20 protein-coding genes are annotated in these 25691 nt (G+C 71.7%); 4 read left to right on the top strand and 16 right to left on the bottom strand.

The annotated features are described in order from the left end of the window. Positions 1-33: 33 nt before the first annotated feature. A complete protein-coding gene (locus L3Q65_RS18510; protein ID WP_182893067.1) occupies positions 34-1269 on the bottom strand; it encodes an MFS transporter in 1236 nt (411 codons plus the stop codon). A gap of 215 nt (positions 1270-1484) precedes the next feature. Between L3Q65_RS18510 and L3Q65_RS18515 the strand changes: the two genes are divergently transcribed. Beyond that, entirely contained in the window at positions 1485-2648 is a 1164-nt protein-coding gene (locus L3Q65_RS18515) for an acyltransferase (RefSeq protein WP_237600393.1), read from the top strand. 131 nt (positions 2649-2779) lie between these two features. On the opposite strand, the gene L3Q65_RS18520 is transcribed toward L3Q65_RS18515, so the two are convergent. Next, the gene (locus tag L3Q65_RS18520) at positions 2780-4183 is read right to left on the bottom strand and encodes an MFS transporter (RefSeq protein ID WP_237600394.1); all 1404 of its coding nucleotides are present in this window, start codon (positions 4181-4183) and stop codon (positions 2780-2782) included. A gap of 191 nt (positions 4184-4374) precedes the next feature. Here L3Q65_RS18520 and L3Q65_RS18525 point away from each other — a divergent pair, with 191 nt between their 5' ends. Continuing rightward, a complete protein-coding gene (locus L3Q65_RS18525) occupies positions 4375-6081 on the top strand; it encodes an FAD-binding oxidoreductase (RefSeq protein WP_220507739.1) in 1707 nt (568 codons plus the stop codon). Positions 6082-6166: 85 nt separating this feature from the next. On the opposite strand, the gene L3Q65_RS18530 is transcribed toward L3Q65_RS18525, so the two are convergent. Both L3Q65_RS18530 and mdlC read right to left on the bottom strand, forming a co-directional pair. Next, a complete protein-coding gene (locus L3Q65_RS18530) occupies positions 6167-7396 on the bottom strand; it encodes an MFS transporter (RefSeq protein ID WP_182893071.1) in 1230 nt (409 codons plus the stop codon). 68 nt (positions 7397-7464) lie between these two features. Further along, positions 7465-9105: a benzoylformate decarboxylase gene (gene mdlC / locus L3Q65_RS18535; protein ID WP_182893072.1), complete on the bottom strand. Its 1641-nt coding sequence runs from the start codon at positions 9103-9105 to the stop codon at positions 7465-7467. 257 nt (positions 9106-9362) lie between these two features. Between mdlC and L3Q65_RS18540 the strand changes: the two genes are divergently transcribed. Next, positions 9363-10085 (top strand): cupin domain-containing protein, encoded by a 723-nt coding sequence (locus L3Q65_RS18540; RefSeq protein WP_237600395.1) that lies wholly within the window; start codon positions 9363-9365, stop codon positions 10083-10085. Here L3Q65_RS18540 and L3Q65_RS18545 read toward each other — a convergent pair. The 5 genes from L3Q65_RS18545 to L3Q65_RS18565 are packed head-to-tail and all read right to left on the bottom strand — an operon-like array spanning position 10046 to position 15046. Next, entirely contained in the window at positions 10046-11041 is a 996-nt protein-coding gene (locus L3Q65_RS18545) for a hypothetical protein (protein ID WP_182893074.1), read from the bottom strand. The genes L3Q65_RS18540 and L3Q65_RS18545 overlap by 40 nt on opposite strands. Continuing rightward, the gene (locus L3Q65_RS18550; protein ID WP_237600396.1) at positions 11038-11196 is read right to left on the bottom strand and encodes a hypothetical protein; all 159 of its coding nucleotides are present in this window, start codon (positions 11194-11196) and stop codon (positions 11038-11040) included. The genes L3Q65_RS18545 and L3Q65_RS18550 overlap by 4 nt, the downstream gene beginning before the upstream one ends. Before the next feature lie 60 nt (positions 11197-11256). Further along, positions 11257-12342, bottom strand: coding sequence for a type III PLP-dependent enzyme (locus L3Q65_RS18555; RefSeq protein WP_237600397.1), 1086 nt, complete (start codon positions 12340-12342; stop codon positions 11257-11259). A 57-nt stretch (positions 12343-12399) separates the two neighbouring features. Beyond that, positions 12400-13851, bottom strand: coding sequence for an ATP-binding protein (locus L3Q65_RS18560; protein ID WP_237600398.1), 1452 nt, complete (start codon positions 13849-13851; stop codon positions 12400-12402). Continuing rightward, a complete protein-coding gene (locus L3Q65_RS18565) occupies positions 13844-15046 on the bottom strand; it encodes an IS701 family transposase (RefSeq protein WP_237600399.1) in 1203 nt (400 codons plus the stop codon). Before L3Q65_RS18565 ends, L3Q65_RS18560 begins: the two co-directional genes overlap by 8 nt. A gap of 449 nt (positions 15047-15495) precedes the next feature. Here L3Q65_RS18565 and L3Q65_RS18570 point away from each other — a divergent pair, with 449 nt between their 5' ends. Beyond that, positions 15496-16971, top strand: coding sequence for an ATP-binding protein (locus L3Q65_RS18570; RefSeq protein ID WP_237600400.1), 1476 nt, complete (start codon positions 15496-15498; stop codon positions 16969-16971). Positions 16972-17278: 307 nt separating this feature from the next. On the opposite strand, the gene L3Q65_RS18575 is transcribed toward L3Q65_RS18570, so the two are convergent. From L3Q65_RS18575 to L3Q65_RS18605, 7 genes are all read right to left on the bottom strand, one after another. Further along, the gene (locus L3Q65_RS18575; RefSeq protein WP_237600401.1) at positions 17279-20257 is read right to left on the bottom strand and encodes a type I polyketide synthase; all 2979 of its coding nucleotides are present in this window, start codon (positions 20255-20257) and stop codon (positions 17279-17281) included. Positions 20258-20390: 133 nt separating this feature from the next. Further along, positions 20391-21194: a helix-turn-helix transcriptional regulator gene (locus tag L3Q65_RS18580; RefSeq protein WP_182893080.1), complete on the bottom strand. Its 804-nt coding sequence runs from the start codon at positions 21192-21194 to the stop codon at positions 20391-20393. Positions 21195-21276: 82 nt separating this feature from the next. After that, entirely contained in the window at positions 21277-22509 is a 1233-nt protein-coding gene (locus L3Q65_RS18585; protein ID WP_237600402.1) for a PP2C family protein-serine/threonine phosphatase, read from the bottom strand. Next, positions 22478-22924 carry an ATP-binding protein gene (locus tag L3Q65_RS18590; RefSeq protein WP_237600403.1) on the bottom strand — a complete coding sequence of 149 codons (447 nt, stop codon included), beginning with the start codon at positions 22922-22924 and terminating at the stop codon, positions 22478-22480. The genes L3Q65_RS18585 and L3Q65_RS18590 overlap by 32 nt, the downstream gene beginning before the upstream one ends. Beyond that, positions 22921-23244, bottom strand: a complete 324-nt coding sequence (locus L3Q65_RS18595) for an STAS domain-containing protein (protein WP_182893083.1) — start codon at positions 23242-23244, stop codon at positions 22921-22923. Before L3Q65_RS18595 ends, L3Q65_RS18590 begins: the two co-directional genes overlap by 4 nt. A gap of 3 nt (positions 23245-23247) precedes the next feature. After that, entirely contained in the window at positions 23248-25353 is a 2106-nt protein-coding gene (gene glgX / locus L3Q65_RS18600; RefSeq protein ID WP_237600404.1) for a glycogen debranching protein GlgX, read from the bottom strand. Then, entirely contained in the window at positions 25350-25685 is a 336-nt protein-coding gene (locus L3Q65_RS18605) for an STAS domain-containing protein (RefSeq protein WP_182893084.1), read from the bottom strand. The genes glgX and L3Q65_RS18605 overlap by 4 nt, the downstream gene beginning before the upstream one ends. Positions 25686-25691 lie beyond the last annotated feature (6 nt).

Raw genomic sequence — 25691 nt, forward strand, 5'->3', positions numbered from 1 at the left:
GCACCTTTCCTTGTTGGTTCGGCGGCGCTGTGCTCAGTCGGCCGCCGGGGCGACTGCCTCGCTGGACCTGGCTTCGGCGTGGGCCGCCGCCGGCGGCGGCTTCAGGAATCCGGTCGCCCACCCGACCGGCACGGTGACAGCGCAGATGATCAGTCCGGTGACGGTGATGGCGGACAGCCCGCCGCCGGTCAGCGCCAGGCCGCCGACGAGCGCGCCGATCGCGATCCCGGCGTTCAGCGCGGAAGCGGGCAGCGACGCGGCGAGATCGCCGCCGGGCCCGGCCAGGGCTGTCACCCGGTACTGCACCGACGGCACGGCGGCGAAACCGGCGAGACCCCACACCCCCAGCACCACCGCGGCGGGCACCGGCAGGGACCCGACCAAGGCGAGCACGCCGAGCGCGGCCGCCAGGACGAGCCCGCAGACGACCATGGTCAGCGTCGCGTTCCAGTCGGCGAGCTTGCCGCCCAGGAAGGTGCCGAGCGCGTTGGCGATCCCGAACACCAGGAGGAAGACGCTCACCATCCCGCCCGCGATGCCGGTGACCTCCCCGAGGTAGGGCTCCAGGTAGGTGAGCACCGCGAACTGGCCCGCGAACAGCAGCACGGCGAAGCCGAGCACCGCGATCACCCGGGGGTGCAGCGCGTGGCGGACCTGCGAGCTGAACCCCATCGCCCCGGACGAGGCGACCTTCGGCACGAACAGCAGCATCGCGGCCAGCACGAGGACCCCGACGAAGACGATGCCGAAGAACCCGCCCCGCCAGCCGACGAGCTGCCCGACGAGCGTGCCGAGCGGGACGCCGAACGCGGTGGAGACCGCGAACCCGCCGATCACCACCGACATCGCCCGGCCGATCCGCTCGGGCGACACGACGCCGATGCCGATCGTGATGGCGACCGCGACCACCAGGCCCTGCAACGCACCGGTCAGCACGCGGGCGATCAGGAGCACGGTGAAGTCGGAGCTGAGCGCGATCACCGCGGTGATCGCGACGTACGCCGCCATCGCCGACAGCAGCACGAGCCGCCTGCTCGCGCGGACGGTGACCGCGGTGAGGACCGGGCCGCCGATCGCCTGGCCGAGAGCGTAGGCGGTGACCAGGGAGCCGGCGGTGCTGATCGACGCGTGGGTGTCCTGGGCGATCAGGTTCAGCACGCCCACGACGAGAAGTTCGGCGCTGCCCATCGTGAAGGTCCCGAGGAACAGGATCAGCAACACCAGGCTTCCCCGGGATCGAGTCAGGTCCGGCCTCATCGGGGAACTCATTTCCTTTCCGCCTTCTTTCTTGGTTTTTCTCGGGTTCGCGCGCACGGCGCGGGGCGGTTTCGCTGCGTCGAGGAGACCAAGCCGGGGCACGCCGCGACAAGCCGCGCCGGGAATCGCGCCCGTACTCTGGCAACTCGTTTCTTCCGGCCCCGACGTCACTGAGTGCGGACGGCGTTCTGGTCGCGCGGTTCCCGGCCTGCCTACGGTGTACCGCTATGATTCGACAAACCTCGCGGCTCCCGTCGTTGACGGGAATGCGATTCATCGCGGCGGTGCTGGTTTTCCTGACACACGTCGCGGCCGGAAAACTGTTCTCGGACGCCAGCCTCAGCGGCTTCCTCAACGACTACCTGAGCAGGACCGGCTATCTGGGGGTGAGCTTTTTCTTCGTGCTGAGCGGATTCATCCTGACCTGGACGGCGAGACCGGACGACACCGCGGCCCGCTTCTACCGCAGGCGGCTGGTGAAGATCTACCCGAACCATTTCCTCACCTGGCTCGCCGGGCTGCTGCTGATGGTGTGGGCGGGAACCGCCGTCACCACCGGGAACACGCTGCCGAGCATGTTCCTCGTGCAGAGCTGGTCGCCGGACTTCGACGTGCTCATGGGCACCAACGGGCCGAGCTGGTCCCTGGCCTGCGAACTGCTGTTCTACCTGTCCTTCCCGCTGCTGCTGCCGCTGCTGCGCAAGATCCCCGCCGCCCGGCTGTGGGCCGCCGCTGCGGTCGTCGCGGCCGCGGTGTGGCTGGTGCCGCTGATCTCCCAGCTCGGGCCCGATTCGCCGGTGTCGCCGTTCCAGCCGGTTTCGTGGTGGAAGTACTGGTTCACCTACTTCATGCCCGCTTCGCGGCTCTTCGAGTTCGTCATGGGCATCGTGATGGCGCTGATCGTCCAAAAGGGACGGTGGATCGGCATGCGCCGGACGACGGCGTTCCTGCTGCTCGGGGTCGCCTACGTGCTGCAGGTCGCGCTCCCGGACTCGTGGGGGCTGGTGGCCCCGGTGGTCCTGCCGCTCGGGCTCGCCGTCGCGGCGGGCGCGGTCGCGGACACGACCGGGCAGCGTTCGGTCTTCGCGACCAAGACGATGGTGTGGCTCGGCGAGGTGTCCTTCGCGTTCTACCTCGTCCACATCCTGGTCTTCGACTACGGGCCGATCGGGCTGGCCACCCATCCCGGCGCCGAGCACGCGCGTGCCACGCCGGTGTCGATCGGGCTGATCGTCCTCACCTTCGGCCTGTCGCTCCTCTTCGGCTGGCTGCTGTACAGCTTCGTCGAACGGCCGATGATGCGCTTCAGCCGTCCGAAGAAGAAACCTCCCGCTCCGGAGGCCGTGCCGGTCGCCGCGGCACCGGAGGGGACTGGCGAACCGCGCCGCTGACCATCCACAACGGACGCCCGTTGCCCGGGTCGGCAGGTTCGTGAGGGGAACTCTGAGAAAATTCGATTCCCTCAGAGTTCCCCTCACGGACGAAGCCCGGGCTCGCTCGGGCCGGTCCCGGCGCACGGGCCTCAGCGGGAAGCGGTGCGCCGCATGCCGAACCACGTGAGCACGCCGCCGGCCAGGAACAGGCAGGCGCAGATCAGCATCGAGACGGCGAACCCTCGGTCGAGCGCGGCCGGGTCCGCTGCGAGGACCCGCGGGAGCCCGGCGACCGCGGGCAGTGCGGCCACCACGACGAGACCCGCGACGCGTGCCACGCCGTTGTTCACCGCGCTCGCGATGCCGACTCGCTGTTCGGGCACCGCGCCGAGCACGGCGGTGCTGATCGCGGGCGTGATCATCGCGATGCCGACGCCGATGAGCACGATCGTCGGGAGAACGTCCGCGAGGTACTCCGCGCCGGGGCCGATGCGCAGCGCGAGCAGCAGCGCGGCCACGCAGCACAGCGAGCCCGCCGACACGAGCGTCCGCGAACCGATCTTCGCGGTGAGCGCGCCGGCGCGGGCGGACAGCCCGAGCACCAGCAAGGTGGCCGGAAGCAGCGCGAGTCCGGCGGCGAGCGGGGTGTACCCGACGGTGACCTGCAGCTGGATCGGCAACAGGAAGAACAGTCCGGCCAACGCGCCGTAAACGCAGAACGACGCGAGGTTCGCGGTGGAGAACTCCCGGGACGAGAACAGCTCGAGCGGCAGCATCGGCGCGCGGCGGCGACGCTCGGCTTGGACGAAGGCTGCGAGCGCGATCAGGCCGGCCGCCGCACTCGCGAAGACCGGCCAGCCCGCGCTGGAAGCCTCGGTGAGCGCGTAGGTCGCGCAGCCGAGCCCGGCCGCGGCGAGCAGTCCGCCGGCGAGGTCGAACCCGCGGGCCGGACCCGGGTCGCGGCTTTCCGGCACGTACCGGACCAGCAGCACGGCCACGACCAGCGAGACCGGGACGTTGACCCAGAACGCCGAACGCCAGCTCGCGACGTCGACCAGCCAGCCGCCGACCAGCGGGCCGGCCGCGCCCGCGACGCCGCTCAGCCCGGACCACGCGCCGACGGCCCTGGCCTGGTCGCCGGGCCGGAACGCCTCCTGGACGAGCGCGAGCGACCCCGGGACGAGCAGCGCGCCGCCGAACCCCTGCAACGCCCGTGCGGCGATGAGCCATTCGACGTTCTGCGCGGCGCCGCACAGCAGCGACGCGACAGCGAACCAGGCGAGCCCGACCAGGTAGATCCGCCGCCGTCCGAAGCGGTCGCCCAGTGCGCCGCCGAGCAAGACGAATCCGGAAAGCGTGAGCGTGAAGGCGTTGACCGACCACTGCAGACCGGTCAGCGAGGCGCCCAGGTCCTCCCCGATCGCCGGCAGCGCCACGTTGACCACCGTGGTTTCCAGCAGGACCAGGCCGGCGCCGAGGGCCGTCGCGATCATGACCCACCGCCCGGCGGGCGAGGAAAGCCGGAGTGCGCCGGACGTCGTGACCCTCGCCACAGCAAACCTCCCGGACGTCGAAAATACCGACGCTACCGGGGCTGGCGAAGCCTCGGGAAAGAATGTCCGCACTACGTCAAGTCGGGTCGCGGCTGCTTTGTCAATTCACGGAGTGCCGGCCGCCGTCTTGCCGCCGCCGGCCGCGGCCGAGGACCATTTTCCGGAGAGGACCACGTATCGGGAGGGCCAAGATGTCAGTCGCCACGTCCCTGCTCGCGACGACCGCGGAAATAGCGCGCGAGTTGCGGGCGAAAATGCGCGGATCCGTTCTGACGGAATCGGATCCCGAATATTCCGGCGCCACGGCGATCTGGAACGGCGCGGTGGACCGCAGACCCGCGGTGATCGCCCGCTGCGCCGACGACCGCGACGTCGTCGCCGCGGTCTGCGCCGCCCGGCGGCACGGCCTGCCGCTTTCGGTGCTGGGCGGCGGACACGACTGGGCGGGCCGCGCGCTGCGGGACGGCGGCCTGCTGGTCGACCTGACGCCGATGCGCGAAGTGCGCGTGGACGACCTGTCGTGGACAGCGTTCGTGCAGGGCGCCGCACGAGCGGGCGACGTGCTCGCCGCGGCCCGTCCGTACGGCCTGGCCCCGGTGACCGGCGTGATCAACAAGGTGGGGCTGACCGGGCTGGCGCTCGGCGGCGGCTACGGCGTGCTCGGCGGCCGCTACGGCCTGGCGAGCGACAACCTGATCAGCGCGGACGTGGTGCTCGCCGACGGCAGGAAGGTCACCGCGAACGCGACCGAGCACCCGGACCTGTACTGGGCGCTGCGAGGCGGCGGCGGCAACTTCGGCGTGGTGACCGAGGCGCATTTCCAGTTGCATCCGGTGTCCGCGGTGCAAGCCGGACTGCTCGTCTTCCCGCTGAACCAGGCGGCGCGGGTGCTGCGCGGCTACCAGGACCTGATCAGCGAGGCCCCGCACGACCTGACGGTGATGGCCGGGTTCTTCGGCGGACCGGACGGCGAGCCCGTGCTGTTCCTGCTCCCGGTGTGGTGCGGGGACGAGCGGCGGGCCGAACCGTGGCTGGCGCGGCTGCGGGGCCTCGGCAAGCCGGTGGCGGGCGAACTGACCTCGATGGCCTATCCGGACGTGCTGAGCCTTTTCGACGCGAGCATCGTGGACGGCAGGCACAACGAGATGCGCACCCGCTGGGTCGCCGGCCTGACGGACGAGATCATCGACATCGTCGTCGCGGCGATGTCCAAGGCGACCTCTCCGCTGACCGGCCTGTTCCTGCACAACTTCCACGGCGCGGCGACCGAGGTCGGCCCGGCCGACACCCCCTTCGCACTGCGCAGAGACCACCTGCTGGTGGAGATCTGCGCCTCCTGGGAGTCCACTGTGGACGACGACGGCACCGCGCACCGCCACTGGGCCCGGGACCTGTCCGCCGACCTGGCCCGGCACGCGCTCCCCGGCGGCTATCCGAACCTGCTGGGCACCGACGAACCGGAACGCGTGACGGTCGCTTTCGGACCCAACGCGGCGCGGCTGCTGGAAATCGCCGAACGCTACGACCCGGACGGCGTGTTCAACGCGGTCGCCTCGCTCCGCCCGGATCCCCCGGCGCCCGCTCCTTCGACCACCGTGGAAACCATCCGGTTCAAGCTCCGCGGCGGCGTGTGCGACGCCGACTTCCGCACGCTGAACCGGCAGGTGCAAGACGAGTACCTGGCCCGGCGGCCGGGTTTCCTGTCCAGGCAGACGTCCCGCAACGCCGACGGCGAGTACCTGGTCGTCGTGCACTGGGCGAGCAAGGAGGACGCCCACGCCACGATGGGGTCGTTCTTCACCGCGCCGGAGACGCAAGGGTTCCTCGGCGCGGTGGACAAGAGCACCGTCGCGTCGGGCAGCTACGCACTGGTCCCGGGGCCCCGACGGGCGGGATGAGCCCCACGCGGGAAACCGGCCCTTCTTCTTGTGCACCAAGAAGAAGGGCCGGTCTGCTGGGCAGGAACCGCGGCGGGGAACCGCTTTACCGCGCGGGCACGGGCAAATACCGCAGCCCGGCAAGGGAAACCAGCACCAGCGACCCGACCCCGACGATCAGCACCCCGGTGGCCCCGAGCAGCCCGATCTGCGTGGTGGCGAATCCGGCGGCCACCGTGGGCACCACGGTGCCGAGATAGGCGACGATGTTCGTGGCGGCGACCAGCTCTCCGAGCCGTTCGGGCGGGGCGAGCGCGCTGGCGAGCCGGAAGGACGCCATGTTCGAGCAGCCCCATCCGAACCCGAGCACCACAGTTCCCAGCAGGAACGCCGACCGCGACCCGGCGGCCAGCGAAGTCAGCACCCCCACGAGCCCGGTCAGTTGCGCGGCGGCCCCGGCCGACAGCTGCGGCCGGGCCGGCATCCGATGGCAAGCCACCTGTGCCGCCGCGGCGCTGCCGGCCAGCACCGCGATCACCGTCCCGCCGAGCGCGCGGCTGGAACTGCCCAGCACGACAGCGGCCACCGACGGCCCCAACGCCATGTAAAGCCCGCCTACCGCCCACACGGCGACGATCGTCGACGACAGCACCGTGAACGCGCGCCGGGCCGAGGAGGGCACGTGAATCCGCCGGGGCGCCAGCCGGAACCGGCGGCACAGCGAACCGGACCCGCACGGCGCGGTCTCCGGGACGAGCGCGACGCAGACACCGGAAGCGGCGAGCAGCCCGAGCAGGATCGCATACGGCAGCCGGGTCGGCGAGGGGCCGTACTCCACCAGCAGCCCGGATCCGAGCGCACCGGCGCCGATTCCGATGATCGGCGTCACGCTCCCGCTCAGCACTCCCCGCCACCGCGCCCCGGGCGGCGCCAGCTCGAGCAGCGCGGCCGCGAGCGCCGAAGCCCCGATGCCGCCGCCGAACCCCTGCACCGCGCGGGCGGCGATCAGCCACGGAAGTCCCTGCGCGAAAAGGAACAGCACCGTCGCGGCGGACACCGTGCCGATCGCCAGCAGGATCGCCGGGCGGCGGCCGGTCAGGTCGGACAGCGAGCCGAACAGCAGCATGCTCGCCAGCACCGACACGCAGTACACCCCGAACACCACGGTGACCGTCGAGTCGTCGAACTGCCATTCCCGTTGGTACACCGGGTAGATCGGCGAGGGCACGGTCGACGCCGCGGACAGCAGCACCGCGGCGAACCCGACCAGAACGGACGCCGATCGGCGGGAGGGGACGGGGGCGACGGCGTTCTGCCGACGGCTGGCAATCGTCATGGGAATCCTTTGGGTAGAAAAGGAAAAAGGCGGCCGCGGATCGTTCGCGGCCGCCTCCTCGCCGAGGGTCAGAGACGGAACAGCCCCGGGTCCTCGACCACGACGTCGAGCAGCACCGGGCCGTCGGCGGCGAGGGCCTTCTTCAGCGAGTCGCGCAGCCCGTCCGGCGAGGTGATCCGTTCCGCCGCGCAGCCGAAGCCCTTCGCCAGCTGCGCCATGTCCACATCGGACAGATCCCAGCCGGCCTGCCACGATTCCTGGTCGGCGAGGTAGTACTTCAGCGACAGATAACCGGAGTTGTTCGGGATCACGAAGGTCACCGGCAGGTCGTGCTGCGCCGCGGTCCACAGCGCGTGCAGCGTGTACTGCGCGGACCCCTCCCCCACGACCACCACGGCACGGCGGTCCGGGCGGGCGAGGGCGTACCCCACCGCGCCGGCGAACGGGAACCCGAGCGCGCCGCTCGCGGTCGCGAAGTACCCGTTGGACGGCCCGAGCGGGATCTGCTCGTGGAAATCGGCCCGCGCGATCGGGAGTTCCTCGAAGAGGACCGCGTCCTCCGGCAGTTCCTGCGACAGCAGGTGGAAGAGGTACGCCTGGGTGAGCGGTTCCGTGGCCTCCGGCACCGGATAGGTCTGCTTGGGCGCCGGCGCGGCCAATCCGTCGCGCTGGCGCACCAGCGTGCCGAGCTGCTTGACCACCTGGCCGGGCGGGCACACGTAGACCGCGTCCGCCATCGACCAGGACGCCGCCTCCGGATCGTCGGTGACATGCAGGAACCGGGTCCCCGCCGGCAGTTCGGGCGGGGCGCTGGAATCGAGCTCGGCGTCCTCGGTGGAGAACAGATCGGCCGTCGTGAACAGCGTGAACGCCGGGCTCCCGAGGATGGCGACGACGTCGTGCTGCCCCAGTTTTTCCGAGATCAGCTCCGGAATGGGCGGCAGCACGCCGGCGAACTGCGGGTGGCTCTCCGGGAAGCTGGCGCGCGGCCACACCGGGCTCCCCCACACGGTGGCGCCCAGCTTTTCGGCCAGCCGCACGAGGTCGTAGCGGGCCCCCTGCGCGTCGATCGCGGGACCCGCGACCAAAGCGGGGCGCTCGGCCGCGTTGAGCTCCTCGGCCACCTTCGCGAGCACCGCCGGGTTCGGCACCACTGCCTGCTCCACCGTCGGCACCTTCACCGGCGGACCGGCGGGCCGCACCCAGTCGTCCTCGGGCACCGCGACGAACGTCGGACCCTGCGGGTGCTGCTTGGCGATGTGGTACGCCTTGGCGAGCAACGCGGGAACGTCCTGCGGACGGGCCGGCTCCGCGGCCCATTTGATGTAGGGCTGCGGGAGCTGGGTCGCGTCCTTCGCGTGCAGGAACGGCGCGCCCTGCAGCATCTTCCTCGCCTGCTGCCCGCCCAGGATCACCATCGGCGTGTGCGCGCTTGCCGCGGTGTAGACCGAGCCCATCGCGTTGCCGAGCCCCGGCCCGCCGTTGATCATCACCAGCGACGGCGCGCCGGTCGCCTGCGCGTAGCCGTCCGCCATGCCGACGACCGAGGCCTCCTGCAGCCCCGTCACGAACCGGAAGTCGGACGGCCAGGACTCGAACAGCTTCATCTCGGTATGGCTCGGGTTGCTGAAGATCGTGGTCATCCCGAGTTCGCGGAGAAGGTCCAGTGTCGCGTCCCGAACAGACCTGCCGTTTTTTTCCGTTGCCACGGTGAAAACCCTCCTTCGGGGCGCGGACTTGCGGTTGCTGTCCGAACGCTATCCACGCGGGCAACGGATCGACAGTGCACGGCCGATGATCCAGCCGACGTCGTTAAGTCGGCTGCGGCAAAGCGCCCGGTCCGGTTTTCCGGAGGAGTATCCGGCGACTTCTACAAGTGACCGCGAAAAGACAGCTTTCGCTTGTCCGGAAGAGCGTGTCCTGTTTGACTCGGCGTTTCTCCGGCAAATACGAGAGGTGTTCGTCGATGAGTACGATCGAGACCATCCGATTCAAGCTGCGCGACGGGGTCGGCGAGAGCGCGTTCCGCGCGCTCAATCACGAGGTCGAAACCCGGTACATGGCCCGGCGACCGGGTTTCCAGTCGCGGGAGACCGCGGTGTCCGCCGACGGGGAGTGGTTCGTCTCCGTGCACTGGGCGACCGCCGAGGACGCCAAGCGCACGGTGGACGCGTTCTTCTCGGCCCCCGAAACCCAGGCTTTCCTGGCCGCGGTGGACGTCTCGACTGTGTCCTCCGGCAGCTACCAATTGCTTCCCGACGAGGACCCGCGGAAACCGCTGCACATCGTGAACAAATCCGACCTTCCGTCGGTGCGGCTCGGCGGCGAGATCATGGCGCGCATTTTCGACGGCGGCGCGCACGGCGACGGCGCGAATGTCTCCGCGTTCATTGTCGACCTGCCTCCTGGCGCGGGCCCGAAACGGCACGTGCATCCGTACGAGGAGGTTTTCATCACCCTCGACGGAAAGGTGGAACTGGAGGCGGGCGGCACGCTGCGGACCACCGGACCGGACGAGGTCTGCGTCGTGCCCGCCGGCGTCCCGCACACGTTCACCAACGTCGGGACCGAACGCGCGGTGATGGTGAACATCCACGCCGGCCGAAGCGTGGCCACCGAATTCGTGGAGGGCGGCCCGGAGCGGAAGGGCTACGAGTTCAACCACGCGGAAGGATCGTCGGCGCGGTAGCAGAGCCGCTGGCTCATCGCGACGGCGTAGGGGGCGTAGCGGGTGCGCCAGTGCTGGAACACCGGCCACGCCTCCTGTTCGCCGAGTTCCTGCGGCAGGCCCGCGTCCACGGCGACCTTCAGGGTCTGGTCGAAGTCGCGTTCCTCGCGGCCCTCCAGGCTCACCACGGGCCGCGGGAGGCGGACGCCGACCTGCCGCGCCAGCACGGGAAAGCACTCCGCGCCCGCCATGAGCACCGACCGGGTGCTCGGCGGCGCCCAGTCCGGCGCGACCGACTCGGTGAGCGCCGCGGCGTCGAGGACCAGCACCGCCGCGTCCAGCCAGCACGTCCCGGTCGCCGGGCGGTAGACGGTGAGCGCCGGGTAGCCGGTGTGGGTGGCCAGGATGTCGGCCAGCCAGCCGGTCCACTGCGCGAACAGCCGGTCGAGGTGGTCGCGCGAGCCGAGCCGCAGGTGCTCGGCCAGCACCTGCTCGGCCTCGGTGGCCATGGCGGCGCGCATCGACATCCGCGCCACGACCAGTTCGCGCCGGCTGTACGCCGCCGTGACCCGGTGCAGGTGCAGGACGAACGACGCGAGCACCAGCAACGCCGAGACCCACGCGGCGACAGCCAGCAGGTTTCCGTCGCGCAGCACGAGAAATCCGGTCAGGCCGCTCCAGGTCAGCGGCACTCCGGCGAGCACCGGAGCCGTCAGCGCGAAGCCGGCGAGCGTCGCGACGAACCAGCACGCCGCCGCGAGGTACAGCGCGAGCGGCGCGCACAGTTCCAGCACCCGCTCGCCCGCCGCACGCGGCAGCCGGTGCGCCAGGACGGACCCTGCCCGCCAGGTGCCGCCCACGACGGTGCGCATCAGCACCGACGAACGCCAGCGCGGGACGAAAACGGTCCGCAGCACCGACAGCCAGGCGGCGACCGCGAGCGCAGCTCCGAAGACGAATGCGATTGTTTCGGTCACGTGGCCACCGCCCGCGTCGCAGAAAGAGCCTGTCCGACCGCAGCCTGCCAAAGAGCGCGGGCGGCGAACAGAATGAGTTTGTGGTGGTACTCGCGGTTCCAGGACAGCACGTACCGCGCGAGAGCGCTGTCGAGGGGAAACCGCGGAACCGGCACGGCCTGATTCTCATCACGGGGGCGCCGGGACGGCGAACATTCCGGCCGGATTCCGTGCAGTCAGGGATACCTCGCCACCGAAAGCCGCGAAACATGCACCACCCCGGCCCCCGGATCGTCGCGGTCGACCACCACCTCCGACGGCAGGTCCGCTCCCGAGAACGCGGCCAGGCCCGCGGTCACGCCCCAGGCGCCGAGGTCCGGCACGGCCAGTACGTCGCCGGGCCGGAGCGGGGGCAGCCGGAGCGCGGGCGCCCACACGTCGAACGGGGTCTCCTGCGGGCCGATCAGAACGGTGTCCACCAGATCGCCGGACAGCGGACGGGAGATCAGCTTCGGCGTCAGCGGGCGGCGATGCCGGCCCGCGAACGGGCCGATGTGGTTCGCGCCGGACTCCAGCACCGCTGTCTGCCCTCCGCCGGAGAATCGCACGTCGAGCACTGCGGTGACGAGGGTGGCCGCGGAGCCGACTAGCTCGCGGTCCACTTCGAACGAAACGAACGGCCCGCCAGCGAGCAGGTGCGCGAACCTCGGCGCGAATCCGGTGAAGCCGACCCGTTCTACCGGTCCGCCTTCCCGGGCCAGAACCGAGATCAGCCGTCCGGTCAGGTCGGCGGCGCTGTCCGCGTCGGCGTCCGCGCACACGTGCAGACCGACGACCCGCACGCCGTCGCGCCCCGTGAACCGGGACGGTTCGGCGAATACCGCGTGCGGATCCGCACCGGCGCGGACGGATCCGCACGCGTTCACCCGCAGCAGGCAACGCACCGGGCGCCCCGCGGCGCGACGGGCGAGCTGGTCCAGCGCGACCGGCGAGTCGACGGCGAAGGTCCGCACACCCAAGCCCAGCGCCCACTCGAGATCCGCGTCCCGTCGCGCGGGGCCGGTGTAAAGGACGTCCCGGCCCGGCCAGCCCGCGACGAGCGCGGCATCCAGTTCGCCGGACGACCGCACCGCGGGCAATACGCCGGCTTCGCGGATTTCCCGGAGCAGCTCGGGGTGCGGGTTGGCCGACAGCGCGTAGCGCAGTTCGGCGCGCGCGGGCAGCGCGGCGAGCAGCGACTGCCGGCCGGCCCGGAGGTCGGCGAGGTCGTACACGTAGCAGGGCGTGCCCGCCTCGTCCGCTACAGACAGCAGGTCGGTCACGTTTCGCTCCATCGCCGGACCCGGGCAGCCGAGGACATCGGGGGCAGGGGCTGGGTTTCACTCAACCGGCAGGCAGACCGTGAAACACGTGTCGCCGGGCGCCGAGGTCACGCTGATCGTCCCCCGGTGCCGGGTGGTCACGATGCCGTGGCTCAGGTGCAGGCCGAGCCCGGTGCCCTTGCCGATGTCCTTGGTCGTGAAGAACGGCTGGAACAGCATGCCGATCGCGTCGGCGGGGATTCCCCGTCCGTCGTCCCGGATCTCGACGACGGCGTAGCGGCCCGAACGCCGGGTGCCGATCCGCAGCACGCCGGCGCCCTCCATCGCGTCGACAGCGTTGTCGATCAGGTTGGACCACACCTGGTTGAGCTCGCTCGGGTACGCGGTCACCGGCGGCAGGTCCGGCGCGTAGTCGCGGCGCACCTGGACGTTCCCGAGCCGCGCGGCGTGCATGGACAGCGTCGCGTCGAGCCCCTCGGTGAGGTCGACCGCGCGTTCCGGCGCCCGGTCGAGATTGGTGTAGGCCTTGGTGTCCCGCACCAGCATCGAGATCCGTCCGCTCGTCTCCGCGACGTCGGCGACGAGCGCCTCGGCACGCAGCCCCTGCGCCAGCCACTCCACCGCCGCGGGCAGCGCGCTCGTGCGCACCTGATCCGCGAACCGGTCGAGGTCGTCAGGACAGACGCCGCCTTCGACGAGCACGGCCGCGGTCTCGTCCGCGCCCGGAACCCCGTGTGCGGCAAGCACTTCCGCGAGCGCGTCCGTCGTCCGGTCCGTGTCGAAGGGACCGAGCGGCCGCTTCGCGGCCCGGGCCCGTTCCGCCAGCCGGCCGAGGCGGACGTCCTCGTCGTCGGTGGCGAGGCGGCCCCACCGCACGGCCGACCCGGCCAGCTCGCGCACCGACTCGCCGAGTTCCCGCGCCGCCTGGACGAGCGCGGCGGCCGGGTTGTTCAGCTCGTGCGCCAGCCCGGCGGCCAGCGAGCCGAGGCCGTCGAGCAGCGCCCGCCTGCCCGCCTGCAGCTCGTAGGACCGGATCCGCCAGGCCAGCACCGGGAGCAGCACGCGGCACACCCGCGGGCAGCGGACGATCATCTCGAGGAACGTCTCCTGGTCGTAGGCGAGCAGCTCGGTGGCGCCGACCGCGGTGCCGCGCGCGACGTAGCCGCCGCCGGCGAGCATCGGCAGCTCGCCGGTGAACTGGTGCGCCGCGACCGGTTTCTCCGGCTCCGCACCCGGCGTGGCCGCGCTCGGCACCGCCGCGACCGCGTCCGCCGAATGCCGGGCCACCACCTCGGTCCGGCCGCCGATCATCTTGGAGATCAGCAGTTCGCCCGCGAGCAGCACGTAGAAGTGCTCGGCCCGCTGCCCGTCCTCGAACAGGACCTCGCCGTCGGCGAGGGTCACCGGCTTCCCCGCGACGGCCAGCCAGCCGAGCTCCTCCTCGCCGAGGCCGGCGAACAGCTCGATCCGCCGCAGCGCGTCGACCGCCTCGGGGCCCGGCCTAGGCATAGGGCCGCATCGCCAGGTCTTCCCGGCTCTCCCGCAGTTCGCTGCCGAGGCGGTAGGCGTAGGCGAGGGAAGCCAGGGTGACGTGGTGGTGCCAGCCGCGGTACGACCGGCCCTCGAAATGCCGCAGGCCGACGTCGTCCTGCATGCGCCCGAGATGCTCGGCGGCGAGGCTGTCCAGCCCCACCAGGTCGATCAGCTGCGGCAGCCGCGCCACGTTCAGGTTGGTCAGCCAGGTCGCTTTCGGCCGGTTCCGCCCGACCGTCCACTGGGCGAGCAGGTGGCGGGCGGGCTGGTGCCGGCGGGCCACCCGGACGTTGCCGTACCGCGAGGGCTCGGCGTCGCGCGACACCGGCGAGGCGACGAACCGGCTGGCGGACGCCCGCGCCGCGGTGCGGATCTGCCAGTTCAGGGTCCTGGCCGCGGGCCGCACGGCCAGCACCGCCAGCTCGCCCACGGTGCACGCCCGGCCGGAGCTCGCGCGGGCCGGCGGCACCGGGACGTGCTGGCCGACCCGCAGCAGGTAGCCGAGCCCGCGCTCTTCCAGCGCCCACAGCAGCGGCTCGACGTCCTGCTGGTCGGAGACGTCGGCGAGAACCGGGGCCGGGGCCAGCCCCCAGTTCTGCCGCATCTCCTCGACCGCCTCCAGCATCACCTGCCAGCGCGGCCGGTGCCGTTGCGCCGCCGGCACGTGCGCGCGGCCGCGGCGCCGTTCGTCGGCGTCCCAGGAACGCGGCAGGAGCAGCCGCCAGTTCACCGGCACGCCCACGGAGCCGCCCGCCAGCATCACGGCGAGGCCGACCTGGCAGTTGAGGGTGCGGCCCGCGGCGGGCACGTACCGGCTGTCCACGCCGACGGAGTTCGCGCCGTTCTTGGGGAACACGGCGTCGCGCACCACCCACGCCCTCGGCGCGATCGCCTCGGTCACGTGCTCGGCGAGGTTGCGGCGCACCGGTTCCCACTGCCAGGTGCTCTGGTTGACGAACTGCTGCAGGCACTGGTCGACGCGGGTGCCGACCACGGTGTCGCAGATGCGCCGGATGGACTTGCGGCCGGGCACGGTCACCAGGCCGCGCACGTACACCTCGCCCCAGCGTCTCTGATCGGACCGGGCCAGCGGGGAGAGCCGGTCCCGGCAGAACGCGCCGAGGCTCGTGGACTCGTTCAGCACGGATATCTTGTCGACAGCGATGGACATCGTTACCGTTCCCCCAATTCTGGTCGGCGGTGACCGCCGAAAACGTTCCCGGCGTCCATCCCCCGTCATGGAGCCGCGCGGCGGCCTTGGCCGCGTACGGCGCGTGCCTCGTGCTTTCCTGCTGGAAGACCTCGCGGGCCGCTCGTCGTGCGCGTGCTGCCGGAAGACCGGCGAACGGGTCGCCCCCAGGCTCCCGCGATCACCGGGCCGGCAGCCGTGCCCGACGGGCGGGAGCCATGCGATTCCCTCCGCCCGGGTGCTCCGGGTGATGCGGTTTTTCCGTGTGTCCCACCATGGCCCGGGCGGCGGCGATTACCCAGAATGTGGTTATGGGGGTACTCCGGGTACCAGGGTCGCGGTGACGGCGGACTTAGTCAGCTGGCGATTGATCGGACCGCGCCGGGGCACGGATGGTGAGGGTCTGCTCTTTCCACGGTGGGAGGTACGGCATGCCCTGGCCTTTCGTTGGCAGGACTGAACTGCTCGACCGGATCCGCGCGGTGTTCGCCGAGCCGGGGCCCGGCCCCGTGCTGCTGGTCGGCCCGCCCGGGATGGGCCGGAGCACGCTGCTCGCCGAAGCGCTGGCCAGGGCGCCGCTGTCGCGGGACGACGCGGTGCTGCGTCTTGAACCGGCCGGGCCCGCGCCGTTCGCCTCGCTGCGCGGCCTGCTGCCCGACGGGTTCGCCTTCACCGGCACGCCGGACCGCGCGGTCGCGTCCGTCACCGGCGAGGTGGCCGCGCGGCTGTCCGGCAGGCGGCCCGTGGTCGCGTTCGACGACGCGCACCTCGCCGACGCGTACAGCGTGCGGGTGCTGCGACAGCTGCGGAACGAGCACGACGCGATCGTGTTCGCGACCGCCGCGGGCGCCGGCGCGCTGCCCTCCGGCCCGGATCCGCTGGACTGCCTGCGCTACGACCTCGGCTCCCGCACGCTCCGGCTGCCGCCGCTGACCGAGGACGAGGTGGCGGGCATCCTCGCCGAAACCCTCGGCGGCCCGGTCCGCCCCGCGACCGCCGAGGCGCTGCACGCTTCGACCGGCGGCAACCCGGGGCTCTTGCACGACCTGGTCGTCCGCGACGGCCTCGCCGCCGAAATGTCGCTGTCCGGCGGGATGTATCAGCTGTCCCCGATCTTCCCTGGCGGGCAAGGCCGGGCCGCCGGCGAAGCGGTGACCGCCCGGCTGACGGACGCGGTCGCGTGTGCCTGGCAGCGGCTCTCCCTCGACCAGACGGGCGAACTGTGCAGGCTGGCGGCCTGGCACGGGCTGGGCCGTTCGGTCGCGCCGGTCTGGGCCATGGCGCTGTTGCTGCGCGGCGAAACCGCCGCGGCCCGGCGCGTGCTCGACACGCACGCCGACCGGTCGCCGCAAGCGGAGATAGCCAGGGCGATGGTCGTCGGGCTCGGACAACGAAACATCGCCGCCGCGGACGCGGTGCTGGCCGCCGCGGCGAGCTCGGACGTCCGGCACCGCGCCCGGTTCCTGGCGTGCCGCGCTTGGCTGCTCGCCGTCACCGGGACACCGGCGGTCGTCGAGCTGGTGGACCCTGGCGAAGACCGCGAAGCGTCGCTGTTCTCCCGGGCCGCACACGCGGTCGCCGCCGGACGAGGCGCGTCGGCGGTCTCGCATCTGCGTCGGTCGCTGGCCGCCGCCGAAGGGCTGCGGGCGGAGATGCCGTGGTTTCCGCCGTATCTCACCGCGTGCCTGATCGACGCCCTGCTGCTGGCCGGGCGCATCAACGAGGCCACCGCCGAGGCGGCCGAATTCCATGCCGGGCAGCGCGGATGCGGCTGGAACGTGGCGGTGGCTTTCGATTCGCTGCTCGCCGCGCGGGGTGCGGACGGCGGAAATTCCGGGGAGGCCTGGGACGGCCTCGCCGGGCCGGATTTGTCCCCGGCGGTTCCTCCTCGGCGGCCGCTGCCGTAGCGAGCCGTCGGCATGCGGTTGGCGCCGTGCCCGCCCGGACCGAAGCGGGGCGGGTTTGGCGTCTGCGAGGACGGCACGCCCAGTTCCCGCCGTCCGCGTCGCCCCCGACGCAAGCCAACGGTCCGCCAGCGGCTTCGGCCTGGGCGGACACGCCTCAACCGCACCCGTAACGCCGTCTTGAGTCCCCCGGCATTGGACTCTGATTCCCGCAAGGAGCCCTTCACGGCCCGGGCAATCCGCGGCGGCGCGGCCCGCACGAGAAGCGGCCGCAGCGGCGTTGTCGCCGCTGCGGCCGCAGCACCTTCGCTCAGGAAACCGCCTCGCGAGGCCGGGGTTCCAGCTCCCGCGCCAGATCCTCGATCGACGCCGCGCCCAGCAGGTCCCGACCGCTGACGCGGAGGCCGAGTTCGGTCCGCACCTGGTAGGCGAGCTGCACCGCGAACACCGAGCTCAGGCCGAGCGCGGGCAGCGGGACGGCCGGGTCGACGTCGGGCAGGCCGAGCAGCAGGCCGACCGCCGTCCGCAGGTAGCGGACGCGGCCGGGCACGGTCGCGGCGGACTCGGCGTAGTGCAGCGCGTCGATCGGAGTCGCCCTCGGCGCCGCTCCGGTTCCGCCCGGCCACTCGACCTCGCCCGCGTCGATCCAGAACCGTTCGTGCTGCCACGGGTAGCCCGGCACGTCGACGAACCGGCCGTCGCCGAGGCGGTCGAACGCGACCTCGCCGCCCGCCGCGTACACGGCGCCCAGACCGCCCAGCATGGTCTTGTACTCCGGTTCGTCCCTGCGCAGCGACGCGACCTGCCATGCCCGCGCCGCGGCGTCCTGGATCCCGTCCTCGATCGCGAGACTCAGGATCGGGTGCGGGCTGATCTCGACGAACACCGTCGGCCGCCGGTCCGCCAGCACGGCGCGGACCGCCGATTCGAACCGCACCGGGAGGATCAGGTTGTCCGCCCAGTACCCGGCGTCGAAGCCGGAGCCGTCGACGACGCTGTCCAGCACCGTCGAGCGGACCGGCACCCGGCCCGGCCGCGGGCGCAGGCCCGCCAGCACGTCGTGCAGCAGCGGGCGCAGCGGTTCGACCTGCGGGGCGTGCGAGGCGTAGTCGACCCGCACCTGACGGCAGAACACGCCGTCCGCGCGCAGCCCGGCGACGATCTCGGCCAGCGCGTCCGGGTCTCCGGACAGCACGGTCGCGGCACGGCTGTTGACGACCCCGACGCACACGCGGTCCGCGTACTCGCCGATCGCCCGCTGTGCCGCCTGCTCGCCGAGCTGAACCGCCCACATCGCGCCGGGTGTGCGCCGGGCGGCCAGCAGCGCGGAGCGCCTGCAGATCACGGCCGCGCCATCGGAGACGCTGAGCGCCCCCGCGGTGACCGCCGCGGCCACTTCGCCCATGCTGTGCCCGATCACCAGGTCCGGCTCGACGCCGAAATCGCGCCACACCGCGGCGAGCGCCACCTGGACCGACCACAGCACCGGCTGCACGAAGTCCATAGTGGACACTTCAGCGCCGCTCCCGATGACCTCGGCGGGCGACCATCCCGTCTCGTGCCGCACGGCGCGGTCGCATTCGGCGAACCGGCGGGCGAAAACTTCGCTGCTCGCCAGCAGTTCCCGCGCCATTCCCGGCCACTGCGAGCCCTGTCCCGGGTAGACGAACACGATCTTCGGCGGTTCGGTGACCGGACTCCCGTCACCGAACACCTGCGCGGATCCCTGCCGCCGACCGGCCGCGGCGAGTGCGGCCACGAGTTCCTCGCGGTCGGAGCCCACCACGGCCATCCGCCGCTCGAAGTGCGTGCGGCGCACCGCGGCGGTGTGGCAGACGTCGGCGAGTGCCGGGGCCGCCGGCGATTCGAGCAGCCCGGCGTACCGTTGCGCGGTCTGCCGCAATGCTTCCGGATGCCGGGCGGACAGCGGAAGCAGGTAGGCGGAGCGCTCCTGCGGGTCGGCCCTCCCGCGCTCGGGGAGTTCCGCGAGCACGACGTGCACGATCGCGCCCGCCAGCCCCAGCGACGTGACCCCGGCGATCGCGGTCTGCCCTTCGGCCGGGAGGACCTGGGTCCGGCGAGGCAGCCGCAGCGGGGTGCCGGGCTGGCGGAACTGCGCGATCGGCTTCGTGACGTGCAGCGTCGCCGGAACGGTGCGATGCCGCAGCACCAGCGCGGTCTTGATCAGCCCGGCGATCCCGGCCACGCCTTCGAGGTGGCCGATGTTGGATTTCACCGAGCCGACGAGGCACGGCCGGTCCTCGGGCCGCCCTTCGCCCAGCACGTCGGCGAGCGCCTGCAGTTCGACCGGGTCGCCCGCCGGAGTGCCCGGTCCGTGCGCCTCGACGTAGCCGACTGCCGAGGGCGGGATGCCCGCGTCCCGGTAAGCGGCTCGCAAAGTGCTCTCCTGCGCGACCTGCGCCGGTGCCGTCAGCGACGGGCCGGTCCTGCCGTTGTTCCCGGTCGCGGTGCCCACGATCGCCGCGTAGCCGCGGTCGCGATCGCGCGTCGCGTCCGGCAGCCGCTTGAGGATCACCGCACCGACGCCCTCGCTGCGCACGTAGCCGTCCGCGCTGGCGTCGCCGAACCGGGAACGGCCGGTCGGCGACAGCATTTCCGCTTCCGACACCGCGAAGTGCAGGTCGGGCGACAGCATCAGCTGCGCGCCGCCGACGATGGCGAGGTCGATCTCGCCGTGCCGCAGCGCGCGGACGGCCAGGTGCACCGCCAGCAGCGACGTCGCGCAGTTGGCCGCCACGCCCATGGTCGGGCCGCGCAGGTCCAGATGGTGCGCGATGCGCCCGGCGATCATCCCGGGCACCACGGTGCCCATGGCCGCGTGCAGGCCGCTCCGGCCGGCGGCACGCACGAAATCCCAGTACTCGGTGCCGAACGTGCTCAGGTACACGCCGGTGTTGCTGCCCGCCAGGCCTTCCGCGGTCAGGCCCGCGTCCTCGACGGCCTGCCACACGACTTCCATGAGCATCCGCTGCTGCGGATCCATCTGCTCGGCCTCGCCCCGCGTGATGCCGAAGAACCCCGCGTCGAAATTGTCGACGTCATTCAGATAGCCACCCCCAAGACTGCGAATCGTATGCGGTTTCCCGGATTCCGCCGAATAACATTTCTCGGCGTCGAACCGCTCGCGCGGTATTTCCCCGACCGCATCCCCTCCGGATATCAGCAGTTCCCACAACTCGTCCGCGTTCCGCGCTCCGGGAAACCGGCAGGCGACACCGACCATGATCACCGAACGGCCGGCGTCGAACGTCCCCCCAGCGCCTGTCATGACTGTGGACCCAGCACAGCGACTCCTCATTTCCGCGGGATTCGTCCCGACGGGTCGCATCATGTCCATCAGCAAACCCCCAGGTCAACTTTGAACTAACGGAATATCGGCGCGGCGAAAACGCCCGCGAACTCTAGTGCGAATCCAACGGAAGGTGCAGCACTACTCCGACCGGCACAATCTCCGGCGTGTGCACGACCGTTATCCGCAACGCCCGCGCCCCCATTCGGTCGTGCCGGAGCCGCCGGATCCGCGACCGGTGCTCCACCACCCGGTGCTGTCCCCACCAGGCCCGGAACTCCGGGCTGAGCCGGGCGAACTCGGCGACCTGGGCCTGCTGGCGCGGGTCGTTCGGATGCTGGGACATCTCGCTCCGCCACCGGGCGACCGCGTCCCGGGTGTCGGACTCCCAGTCCGTCAAGCGGGTCCGGGCGACCGGCGACACCAGCATCCACCTCAGGATGTTCCGTTCCTCCTTCGGGAGCGCGCCCCAGTCCTCGTACCACTCGCACGCCGCCGGGTTCCACGCCAGGAGGTCGCCGTAATTGTCGCCCGCGTACACCGGATACGGGCTTTCCTCGAACATCGCGACAATTTGCCCGACCAGGACTTCGGCGGGCACTTCGGCGTCCAGCGCGGCCGCGTGGACGACGGCGCCGAGCGAAAGGCGGTGGATGTAGCGGCGTTCGTCTTCGGACAGCCGCAGCACCCTGGCCAGGCTGTCGAGCACCTCGCGGGACGGCTGGATGCCCCGGCCCTGCTCGAGGTAGGTGTACCAGGTGGGGCTGACCCCGGCCAGCACGGCGACCTCTTCCCGCCGCAATCCCGGTATCCGCCTTCGCGTTCCCGGCGGCAGGCCGACTTCGGACGGAGCGATGCGCTCTCGTCTGCTGCGCAGGAACCTGGCAAGCTCCCGTCTGCTGGCGTCCGTCGACAACTGAGCCCCAGGATTTCGAAAACCGGATGACGCGGAAGGTCACCCGCCATACTACGGGCGGCTGCGGATTCCGGCACCCGAGTCACAGCGCACCCCGATGCAGTGCCAGCATCGTGATGTCGTCCGATTGTTCGGCTGCTCCGACATGAGCACGCAAAGCCTTGTCCACCTCCGAAAGAACCGCCTCCGCGGACGTCGCCGGTTCGCTTATCGCAGTGATCAGCCGGTCCATGCCGAAAAGCGATCCGCCCGCCGCGCGCGCCTCCACTACGCCATCGGTGTACAACAGCAGCGTGTCGCCCCGTTCCAGGCGGGCGCAGCCGAGGCCGTAGGAACTGTGCAGCATCATGCCGACGGCCGGGCCGGTCGGGGTGAGCAGCGTGTGGCTGCCGTCGGCGCGCAGCAGGACCGCCGGGTTGTGCCCGCCGTTGATGTAGAGCAGGCCGCCCGACGCGGGATCGAGCACGCCGAAGATGAGCGTGGCGAAGTAACCCTGGCGCAGGTGGTTGCGGGTCAGGTACCGGTTGGTCGCCACCACCGCCTGCACCAGCGGGCCCGCGCCCACCGACAGCATGGGCGGCAGCGGCTCGCCCGCCTCGGCCGCGGGAGCGGGCCCGGGCGCGTCGCCAGGGCGTCCGGCGGTGCCGGTGTGCTCGGCGGTGTGCCGCAGCAGGGTGCGGATCAGCGCCATGAACAGCGCGGCGCCGACGCCCTTGTCGCACACGTCGGCCACCACGAACCCCACCCGGCGCCCGCCGACCAGTTCGAACCCGTCGTAGAAGTCGCCCGCCACCTGCCGGGCGGGCCGGAAGCGGGACGCGACGTCCCAGCCGTGCGGCGCGGGCAGCTTCTCCGGCAGGAAACCGGACTGGATCTCGTGCGCGATGGCGAGGTCCCGCTCGTAGGCGCGCAGGCTGGCCTCGGCGGCCATGTCCTCGACCGCGCCGGCGAGCTGGCCGCGTTCCCAGCAGGAGCTCATCCTGCTGCGCAGCAGGCTCGGCAGGAACGGCGGCAGGACGTAGTCGAAGCCGCCCCGCACGCACGCCTCCAGCGCGTCGAAGTCGTCCTGCGGGAACACGATGGTCGTCGGCGGGTTCGGCAGGTGCGCGAACCGCCTGGCCAGCAGCGCCACCCGCTGCAGGCCCAGCGACGCCGACACCAGCAGCCCGTCCGGCGGGGCGAGGCGCTCGTCGCCGGCGAGCACCTCGTCCTCGGTCGCCGTGCGCACCTCGAACCCGCCGTCGGCCAGCGCGGGTTCGAGCCGCGGCATCCTGGCGGCCGGGTCAGCGACGACCAGTACGCACGATTTCCTCATCGGTCCCTCCCCCGCGCCGGATCTTGAGCAGGTTGCGGTTGCGGCCCCCGGCCCGGACGTGCTCCAGGCTGTCCACACTGGACAGTGCGAGGAACAGCCCGAAACCGCCGAGCGGGGCCCATCCCGGATCCATGGCCAGCCGGGACGCCACGTCGTAGGCGGACGGGTCGAACTCGGGCGCGTCGTCCTCGATCCGCACCCACACCCACGCGTCGTCGTAGCCCGGTTCGATGTCGATCGTCCCGCCGCGGCCGCCGTACCCGTGCGTCACGATGTTGGTGGTGATCTCCTCGGCCGCGAGGCGCATCCGGTAGGCCTGGCTGTGCGTCATCCCGGTCGCGCCCGCGAGCCGGTCGACGATCGCCGGGATCAGGACGCCCAGTTCCTCGATGTCCCTCGCCTTGACCGCGATCACGGCTGCCCGCCCGCCTCGTGCATCACGATGCTGCGGTCGAATCCGGTCAGCCGGATGGTCTCGGCCACGTCCGGCTGCACGCCGACGAGCACGATCTCCACGCCCCGCCCCATTTTCTGGTGCGCGAACACCAGCGAGCGCAGCCCCGCCGAGGACAGGTAGGTCAGCTCCTCGGCGAGCAGCACCAGCCGCTGCGGCATCCGCTTGACCGCGGCGACGATCAGCTCGTTGAGCCGGTGCGCCGAGCGCGAGTCCACCTCGCCGGCGAGCCGGATGGTCGCGACGCCGTTCTCCGCGTGCATTCTTCCGTGAAACCCCATGGTTCATCTCCCTCGACGTTCCCGCGCCACGAGCACGAGCACCGTTCTCGGTCCGATGCGGACCCGTTCCTGGTCGGCGAGCTCCGGCTCGGCACCGGGCTGCTCGGCAGGAGGTTCGGCGTGGGTGTCCGCGAACCGGTGCCACGCCAGGTGATCCGGCAGCTGCGGCAGTTCCAGCTCGTGCCGCTCCCAGTGCGCGTTGGCCGCCAGGTAGACACAGTCCGCGGCGCCTTCCTCCTCGGCGTGGAACATGACCGCCAGCAGCCGGTTGTGCGAGGACCAGTCCGGTGTCCACGCGCGCACGCCGTGCCAGCTCACGTCCGGGAACAGCGCGCCGTTCGCGTGGCCGGTGATGTGCCAGCGCCTGCGCAGCACCGGATGCGCGCGCCGGAACGCGATGGCCCGCTTGACGAATAGCAGCAGATCGGCGTTCTCCGCGAGACCGCGCCAGTCGAACCACGAGATTTCGCTGTCGTGGCAGTAGGCGTTGTTGTTTCCCTGTTGCGTGCGGCCGATCTCGTCGCCCGCCAGCAGCATCGGCACCCCGTGGCTCGTCAGCAGCAGCAGAAGCGCGTTGCACGCTTGCCTGCGCCGCAGCGCCAGCACTTCCTGGTCGCCCGCCGGGCCTTCGTGCCCGCAGTTCCACGAGTGGTTGGCGTCGTCCCCGTCGCCGCCGTGCTCGCCGTTGGCGTCGTTGTGCTTGTCGTTGTAGGCGAACAGATCGTGCAGGGTGAACCCGTCGTGCGAAGTGACGAAGTTGACCGAGGCCACTGGGCCGCGTCGCAGGTACAGGTCCGGCGAGCCGATCAGCCGGTCGGCCATCTCGCTGACCGTGCCCGGCTCGCCCTTGAGGAACCGGCGGACCGCGTCGCGGTAGCGGCCGTTCCACTCCGACCACCGGCAGTAGTCCGGGAAACTGCCCACCTGGTAGAGCCCGCCCGCGTCCCACGCCTCGGCGATCAGCTTGGTGTGCGCCAGGACCGGGTCGCTCGCGAGCGTCTCCAGCAGCGGCGGATTGGCGAGCGGCGACCCGTCGGAAGCGCGGCCGAGCACCGCGGCGAGGTCGAACCGGAAACCGTCCACGTGGTACTCCGACACCCAGTACCGCAGGCAGTCCAGCACGAAGCCGAGCACCACCGGGTGGTTGCAGTTCACCGTGTTGCCGGTGCCGCTGAAGTTGTAGTAGCGCCCGTCCGGGGTCAGCATGTAGTAGACCCGGTTGTCCAGGCCCCGGAAGGAAAACGTCGGACCGCGCTCGTCGCCTTCCGCGGTGTGGTTGAACACCACGTCCAGCACGACCTCGATGCCCGCCGCGTGCAGTTGCTTCACGAGGCTCTTCAGCTCGTCGCTCTGGCGGCCGAGCACGCCGGTCGCCGCGTAGGAGGCCTTGGGCGCGAAGAACCCGACGGTGTTGTAGCCCCAGTAGTCGTGCAGCCCGGCCGGATGGTTCTCGTTCTCGTCGAATTCGAGGACCGGCATCAGCTCGACGCAGTTGACGCCGAGTTCGACGAGGTACGGGATCCGCTCGGCGAGCCCGGCGAACGTGCCCGGCCAGCGCACGCCCGACGACGGGTGGCGGGTGAAGCCGCGCACGTGCGTCTCGTAGATCACCAGGTCCTGCATGGGCAGGCCGAGCGGCCGGTCGCCGGCCCAGTCGAAGCCGTCCGGGGCGATCCTCGACCGGTAGCGGTACCGCCGGTCGCCCGGTTCGCCCCAGGTCTCGCGGCCGCCGACCGCGGTCGCGTACGGGTCGGACAGGAGGCACGCGGCGTCGTACCGGTCGCCCCGCTCCGGATCCCACGGGCCGTCGATCCGGTAGCCGTACTCGATCTCTTCGGCGCACAGCCCGAACACCGTCATGGCGTAGACCGAGCCGGTGCGGTAGCACTCGGGGAATTCGAGTTCCGCGAACGGCTCCTCCGCGCCGCGCCAGAACAGCACGAGCGCCACCGAGGCAGCGCCCGTGGAGTAGACGGAGAAGTTGACGCCGCCGGGGACGCGCGTGGCCCCGAACGGGAGCGGCCTGCCCTCCCGCACGTCGAACCCGGCGAGCCGGCCCGCCGGGCACGGAGCGGCGCGCGGCGCGGTCCGCATCGGCTGGAGGCTCATCGGGTCAGCGCCTCCACCCCGGCGTCGACGGTGTCCACGACGGTGAAGAAGTCGATGAACCCGGTGCCGGTCATGACCTCGGCGACGTCCGGGGTGAGCCGGGCGAGCGCCAGCGGCACGCCGGACTCCTGCACCTGCCGGTAGACCAGCAGCAGGACCCGCAGGCCCGCGCTCGACGTGTACGTCATGCCGCCGAGGTCGAGCAGCGCCGCGCCGTCGGACGGGACCAGCTCGCTGATCCGCGTCCGCGCCTCGTCCGCCGTCGCGCTGTCCAGTTCCCCCTCGAGCGCGAGCACGGTCACCCGGCCCCGCATGTACTTCTCCAGCTCCATCGTCCC

The sequence above is a fragment of the Amycolatopsis sp. FU40 genome, assembly GCF_021903635.1.
GTDB classification, from domain to species: Bacteria; Actinomycetota; Actinomycetes; order Mycobacteriales; family Pseudonocardiaceae; genus Amycolatopsis; species Amycolatopsis dendrobii.